1 protein-coding gene is annotated in these 4,459 nt (G+C 75.5%); it reads left to right on the plus strand.

Annotated features, from left to right (window positions below; translation table 11 throughout):
* Positions 1-24: 24 nt before the first annotated feature.
* On the plus strand, positions 25-4,459 hold a 4,435-nt coding region (locus C1I97_RS32115), incomplete at its 3' end, for an amino acid adenylation domain-containing protein (RefSeq protein WP_258382833.1).

A 4,459-nucleotide genomic window follows, 5' to 3' on the forward strand; every position in this document is an offset into this window, starting at 1 on the left:
GTCCCCCGCGACACGCCCGCCCCGATGTCGTACGCCCAGCAACGCCTGTGGTTCCTGGAGGAGTTCGCGCCGGGCAGCGGCGAGTACGTCACCGCGCTGGCCCTGCGCCTGCGCGGCCGGCTCGACGTGCCCGCGCTCACCGCGGCCCTGCGCGCCCTGGTCGAGCGGCACGAGGCGCTGCGCACCACCTTCGACACGGTGGACGGCCACGGCGTGCAGATCGTCCACCCGGCGCCGGACGTGCCGCTGACGCTGCACGACCTGTCGGGAACGGCGCAGACCGACCGGGCGGCCCGGCTGGAGGAGCTGCTGGAGGCCGAGCGTGCCCGCACCTTCGACCTGCGGCGCGGCCCGCTGCTGCACGCGGGGCTGATCAGGCTCACCGGCGACGAGCACGTCCTGACGCTGACCCTGCACCACATCGTCACCGACGGCTGGTCCACCGGAGTGCTCACCGGCGACCTCGCCCACTTCTACCGGGCCGAACTGGGCTCGGCCGACGGCCAGTTGCCACCGCTGCCGGTGAGTTACGCCGACTACGCCCACTGGCAGCGCGGCAACGGCACGGACGAACACCTCGCGTACTGGAAGGAGCACCTGGCCGGCCTGGAAACGCTGGACCTGCCCACCGACCGGCCGCGTCCGGCGGTGCGCACCCACGGCGGCGCCACCGTGCGCCTCGTCCTGCCGCGCGGCACGACCCGCCGCCTCGTCCAGGTGGGCCGGGACCGGCAGGCCACCCTGTTCTCCACGCTGGTCGCCGCCGCGCAGACCTATCTGGCCCGCCTGACCGGCGGCCGGGACATCACCGTCGGCACGGTCACCTCCGGCCGCGACCGCGCCGAGACCCAGAACCTCGTCGGGTTCTTCGTCAACACCCTCGTCCTGCGCTCCCGCGTCGAACCCGACCGCCCCTTCCCCGAGTTCCTCACCGAGGTGCGCGGGACCGTACTGGACGCCTTCGCCCATCAGGAGGCGCCGTTCGAGCGGGTGGTGGACGAGGTGCAGCCGGTCCGCGACACCAGCCGCACCCCCCTGTTCCAGGTCATGGTGGTGCTGCAGAACGCCCCGGCCGCCGACCTCGACCTGCCCGGCATCGAGGTCACCGGCGTCGACACGGACCTGCGGCACGCGGCGTTCGACCTCACCCTGGAGTTCGCCGAGACCCCCGCCGGAGAACTGCACGGCCTGCTCACCTACAACACCGATCTGTTCGACGCGGCCACCGCCGAACGGATGGCCGACCAGCTCGGCACGCTCCTGACCGCCGTCGCCGACGACCCCGACCGGCCCCTGGGCGCCCTGCCGCTCGCCACCGCCGAGACGCTCAAGGCCGTCCTCGACCAGGGACGCGGCACCGCCCGCCCGGTACCGGCGGCGACGCTGCCGGAGCTGTTCGAACGGCAGGCCGCCCGCACGCCCGACGCCGTGGCCCTGGCCGACGCCGACGGCCGCGAGCTGACGTACGCGGAGGTCGAGCGCGCCGCCAACCGGCTGGCGCACCGGCTCATCGCCCGGGGCGTGGGACCCGAGCGGGTCGTGGCGCTGGCCCTGCCCCGCGGCGCGGGGACGGCGGTGGCCCAGCTCGCCGTGGCCAAGGCCGGCGGTGCCTTCCTGCCCGTCGACCCGGACTACCCCGAGCAGCGGCGGGAGTTCATGCTGCGCGACGCGGACGCCTGGCTCGTCCTGGACGACCCCGCCGCCGTACGGGACGCGGACGGACCGGACACCGCACCCACGGACGCCGACCGCACGGCCGCGCTGACCGTCGCCCACCCGGCGTACGTGATCTACACGTCCGGTTCCAGCGGCACACCCAAGGGCGTGACGGTGACCCACAGCGGCCTGGCCGCCTTCGCCGCGGCCGCCGCCGACCGCTACGACGCGGGCCCCGGCGACCGGGTCCTGCAGTTCGCCTCGCCCAGCTTCGACGCCTCCGTGCTGGAGCTGTGCGTGTCCCTGCTGAGCGGAGCCACCCTCGTCACCGGGGAGGAAGGCCCGCTCGTCGGCGAGCGGCTCGCCCAGGTCCTCGCCGAGCGGCGCGTCAGCCACACGCTGATCCCGCCCGCCGCCCTGGCCACGGTCGCCCCCGGGACCTCCGACGCCCTGCCGCACCTGCGCACCCTGATCGTCGGGGCCGAGGCGTGCCCGGCCGCGCTCGTCGAACGGTGGGCCCCCGGTCGCCGCATGATCAACTCCTACGGGCCGACCGAGGCCACCGTCGTCGCCACCTGGACCGGCCCCCTCGCCCCGGGCACGGGCGCCCCGCCGATCGGCCGCCCGGCCGGCGCCACCCGCGTCCACGTCCTCGACGCCGCTCTGCGCCCCGTCCCGCCCGGCGTCACCGGCGAACTGTACGTGGCCGGACCCGGACTGGCCCGCGGCTACCTGAACCGGCCCGGCCTGACCGCCTCCCGCTTCGTCGCCGACCCGTTCGGCGCGCCGGGGGAGCGGATGTACCGCACCGGTGACCTGGCCCGCTGGGACGCGTCCGGCGAACTGCGCTTCGCCGGACGCGCCGACGACCAGGTGAAGCTGCGCGGCTTCCGCATCGAGCCCGGAGAGATCGAGAGCGCGCTGCGCCGCAGCCCGCGGGTGCGCGACGCGGTGGTCACCGTACGAGGTGGCGGGACCGACCCGGACGGCCGGTCCGGCGGACGGCTCGTGGCCCACGTCGTGCCCGCCGAGGGCGCCACTCAGGAACTGCCGGTGCCGGAACTGCGCGACCACCTCGCCGGGCTGCTCCCGCCGCACATGGTCCCGTCGGCGTTCGTCCCGCTGGAGCGCCTGCCGCTCACCCCGAACGGCAAGACCGACCGCGGCGCCCTGCCCGAACCCGGCCCCACGCACACCGCCGCCGGGCCGCGCACGGCACCGCGCACCGACACCGAACGCCGCATCGCCCGCATCTGGGCCGACGTCCTCGGCGTGGCGGACGTCGGCGCGCACGACAACTTCTTCCACCTCGGCGGCGACTCCATCCTCAGCATGCAGGTCGTGTCACGGCTGCGGCGGGACGGACTGCACCTGGCCACCCGCGACCTGTTCACCCACCAGACGGTCGCCGAGCTGGCCACCGTCGTCACCGACGCGCCCCGGCACTCCGGGGACGGCCCGGTGAGCGGAGACGTGCCGCTCACCCCCATCCAGGAGTGGTTCCTGACCAGCCCACGCGCCAGTCACAGCCACTTCAACCAGTCCCTGCTGCTGGAACTCGGCACCACCCCGGACGCCGCCGCCCTGGAAACGGCCCTGAACGCCCTGCTCGACCACCACGACGCCCTGCGCATGCGCTTCACCCAGGACGAGGACGGCTGGCGCCAGTTCAACCCGCCGCCGTCCGACACCGACCGCGACCGGCTCCTGGACCGCCACGACCTGAGCGGGCTGACCTCCGCCGAGGCCGACGCGGCGATGGAGAGGGCCGCCGACGACCTGCACACCGGATTCGACCTGGCGCGCGGTCCGCTGCTGCGGGCGGCCCTGTTCACCGGGGACGCCGGCCGGCCCGCCCTCCTCCTCCTGGTCGCCCATCACCTGGTGGTGGACGCCGTGTCCTGGCGCATCCTGCGCGACGACCTGGAGGCCGCCTACCGGCAGGCCGTCCAGGGCGAACCCGTCGCGCCGGGCGAACGCACCACCTCCTTCCGGGGCTGGGCCCGGGGCCTCGCCGCGCACGTCGCGGCCGGAGCACTCGACGACGAACTGCCCTACTGGGAACGGGCGGTGAACGCCGAGTCCCTGCCGGCCGAGGCGCCGGCCGGGCCGGAGACGGGTCCCGTCGACACGCTCACCGTCGAACTGGACGAGGCGGACACCGCGGCACTGCTGCGCGCCGCGCCGACCGCCTACCGCACCCGCGTCAACGACGTGCTGCTCGCCGCCCTCGCCCTGGCCCTGGCCCGCTGGACCGGCCGCGAGGAGGTCCGTCTGGACCTGGAGGGACACGGCCGCGAGGACGTCCTCGACGACGTGGACCTCTCCCGCACGGTCGGCTGGTTCACCACCGTCCACCCCGTCGCCCTCCGGGTGCCCGAACCCGACGGCCCCGGCCCCGCCCGGGACTGGCGGACCCTGGTGAAGTCGGTGCGCCGCCAGCTGCGCGCCGTGCCCGGCAACGGCCTGGGCTTCGGCGCGCTGCGCACCTTCGGTCCGCCCGAGGTGCGCCGGCGGCTCGGAGGGGCCGCGCACGGACAGGTCGTCTTCAACTACCTGGGCCAGTGGGACGCCCGCCCGGAGAACCCCGGCGACGGCCTGGTGCGCGCCGAGCACGGGTCGTTCGGACGGCACCACGATCCGCGCGACAGCGGCTCCCACCCGCTGGAGGTCGTCGGCGCGGTGCAGGGCGGCCGGCTGTCCTTCACCTGGCACCACCGGCCCGCCCTCCACGCCACGGACACCGTGCGGCGTGTCGCGGACGACTTCGCCGAGGCCCTGCGCCACATCGCCCACTGCGCCC

The organism is Streptomyces sp. NTH33 (assembly GCF_003236365.1).
Lineage (GTDB): Bacteria > Actinomycetota > Actinomycetes > Streptomycetales > Streptomycetaceae > Streptomyces.